Origin of the sequence: Haematobacter sp. (genome assembly GCF_032102465.1) — a bacterium.
In the GTDB taxonomy this organism is placed as follows: Bacteria; Pseudomonadota; Alphaproteobacteria; order Rhodobacterales; family Rhodobacteraceae; genus Haematobacter.
Genome location: NZ_DAMDHB010000011.1, coordinates 106,323 through 109,004 on the forward strand (window position 1 = coordinate 106,323; position 2,682 = coordinate 109,004).

The 2,682-nt window shown below is 69.6% G+C and carries 3 protein-coding genes and 1 pseudogene; 2 read left to right on the forward strand and 2 right to left on the reverse strand.

Features of this window, described 5'->3' with window-relative positions:
* Positions 1-236 precede the first annotated feature (236 nt).
* Both RT513_RS09415 and RT513_RS09420 read left to right on the forward strand, forming a co-directional pair.
* A complete protein-coding gene (locus RT513_RS09415) occupies positions 237-884 on the forward strand; it encodes a riboflavin synthase subunit alpha (RefSeq protein WP_088216961.1) in 648 nt (215 codons plus the stop codon).
* A gap of 21 nt (positions 885-905) precedes the next feature.
* The gene (locus tag RT513_RS09420; protein WP_290684789.1) at positions 906-1,865 is read left to right on the forward strand and encodes a carbohydrate kinase; all 960 of its coding nucleotides are present in this window, start codon (positions 906-908) and stop codon (positions 1,863-1,865) included.
* Positions 1,866-1,881: 16 nt separating this feature from the next.
* Here RT513_RS09420 and RT513_RS09425 read toward each other — a convergent pair whose 3' ends face one another.
* Positions 1,882-2,406: a CAP domain-containing protein gene (locus RT513_RS09425; protein WP_290684791.1), complete on the reverse strand. Its 525-nt coding sequence runs from the start codon at positions 2,404-2,406 to the stop codon at positions 1,882-1,884.
* A 64-nt stretch (positions 2,407-2,470) separates the two neighbouring features.
* Positions 2,471-2,682: pseudogene (locus RT513_RS09430) on the reverse strand (replication initiation protein); the annotation flags it as partial.

The window sequence follows — 2,682 nt, forward strand, 5'->3', positions numbered from 1 at the left end:
GCCAACGCCAACGCCAACGCCAACGCCAACGCCAACGCCAACGCCAACGCCAACGCCAACGAGCGCTGCCCCGCCCGAGAGCCGAAGGCCAGCCACAAAATCCCGCCCGGTCGACATCCGCGCCCCGTCACCCTGCGATCCGTCCGCCACCCCTCCCCCCGGGGTAACGCTTGCGGGATCGCCGCCGGACCATTACTTCTGGAGGGAAGATCGCGGCGTGAGAGGTGAGAAAGCCCATGTATACCGGCATCGTTCAGGCCGTCCGTCCCGTCACGGAGATCGCCGCCTATCCCGGCGGGCAATCGCTCACCGTCGAGTTCACGCCGGAACTGCTGGCCGATCTGGCCATCGGCGCCTCCGTCTCCGTCGAGGGTGTCTGCCTGTCCGTCACGCGGATGGAGGGAACGCGCGTCTCCTTCGACGCGATGGATGCAACGCTCTCCCGCACCAACCTTTCGCGGCTCGCCGCACAAGGGCGTGCGAATGTGGAACGCTCCGCCAAGCAGGGTGCCGAGGTCGGGGGCCATATCATCGCCGGCCACATCGCCACCACGGCAGAAATCGTGGAGATCGAGACGGAAGCCGATCAGGCCTTCCTGCGCTTCCGCGTGCCCGCCGAATGGGCGAAATATGTCTTTCCCCGCGGCTTCCTTGCGGTCAACGGCTGCTCGCTCACCGTGGCCGACCGGGAGGACGGCGGGCCGGAAGGCGACGTGTTCCGCATCAACCTCATCCCGGAGACCCTGCGCCAGACCACCTTCCGCGACTACCGCCCGGGCGACCTGCTGAACATAGAGGTCGATCACGCGACGATGGTCATGGTCGATACGATCGAGCGCACCGTCTCCCGCGTGTTGCCCGAACTCATCCGCCGCGCCGCCTGAGCCCGCCGAGGACGCATCTTCATGACCGCAAGGATCCTCTGCATCGGCGAGGCGCTGATCGACATGGTGCCGCGCGACCTCCTTGGCCGCACGGCCTTTCTGCCGCTCGCGGGGGGGGCGGTGTTCAATACCGCCATCGCGGCGCGCAGGCTCGGGGCGGACGTCGCCTTCTGCTGCGGCCTCTCCAGCGACATGTTCGGCGAACAGCTCGCGCAGGCGCTGCTGCGGGACGGGGTAGACATCTCCCCCTGCCCGCGGAGCGACCGGCCCACCACCCTCGCCTTCGTCACCCTGACCGACGGGCAGGCGCGCTACAGCTTCTTTGACGAGAATACCGCCGCCCGCATGATCCAGCCAGCGGACCTCCCCGATATCGCACCAGATATCGGCGCGGTGTTTCTGGGCGGGATCAGCCTCGTGTCCGAACCCTGTGCCACGACGATAGAGTCCTTCGCCACCCGCGCGGCGGAAGCGGGGCGGCTCATCATGCTGGACCCCAACATCCGCCCGGGTTTCATAAGCGACGAGGCAGGCTACCGCGCGCGGCTCGACCGGTTGATGCGCAGGGCGCATGTGGTGAAACTCTCGGCGGAGGACATGGTCTGGCTGCTCGGCCCCGTCACCCCCGCGGAGGGAGCGGCAGAGCTGCGCGCGCTCGGCCCCCGCGTGGTGCTCGTCACCGAAGGGGCTGACGGCGGCTCCGCCTATCTGGAGGGCGGCGTTGCACAGATCCGTCCCCCCGCCGTGACCGTGGCGGATACCGTCGGCGCGGGCGATACGTTCAACGCGGGTTTCCTCGCGAGCCTCGCCGACGCCGGCCTCCTCTCGCCGGAGGGGATCGCGGGCCTGACGGCGGCAACGGTGGCCCAGCATCTGGAGCAGGCGGTCCATGCCTCCTGCCTCTCCGTCACCCGGATCGGCGCCGATCCCCCCGTGCGGGAAGAACTGGCGATCTTTCGGCGCGGCCTGACGTTGCCGTGACCCGGCGCGCCGGCCCCTATCCGCAGGGCGCACCGAAGTTGATGACCCAGACCGGCCCCCGGCTGCTGCGCACCATCGCGGCACCGGCCTCATAGCTCGACCGCCGCAGATTGTTCGCGCGGTGTCCCGGACTCAACATCCAGCCCCGCACGACCGCCTGCGCGTCAGGCTGCCCGCGCGAGATATTCTCCGCATAGTCGCACCCGCGATACCCCCGCGCCGCCATCCGGTCCCGCGCGCTCGATCCCCCCTCCCCCGTGTGGGAGAAGGTGCCCGTGCTGGCGATCCAGGCCGCGTGGTCTGCGGCGGAGGCCGCAAGCCGATCCGACCAGGAGAGCGGATGGAGCCCCTGGCTCTCCCGCTCCGCATTGATGAGCCGGAGCACATCCCCCGCCTGCCCTGCGGGCGCGGTCACGTAGCTCGCGGGCGCCGAAGGGCCGCGACTGCTGCCCGGCACCACGATGGGCACCGGAACGATACAGGCGGAGAGCGCCAGAAAACCTGCCAGCCCGAACGCGGGCGCGAGACTGTGTCGGATCATCTGTTTCCCTTTCGGGAGCAACCGTCTCCCGGCGTCCCTGGTTCCGCCGGAACATGCCCGTTCTTCAAACGTCATCGAACAGGCCCGGCGCCATTTCCTCCCAGAAGGCGAAGATCGCGCGGGCGTTCAGCGCGCTGGACCAGCCGAAGCGCCGGAAATCCTCCCGCTCGAGTTCCCCCTCCAGCCGGGCGAGGAACAGGCGGCGGTCCGCGTCGCGCTGGGTCGGGTTCCGCCGGGCGACCGCCGCTTCCACCGCGGCGAAGCGCGCGCGCCGGG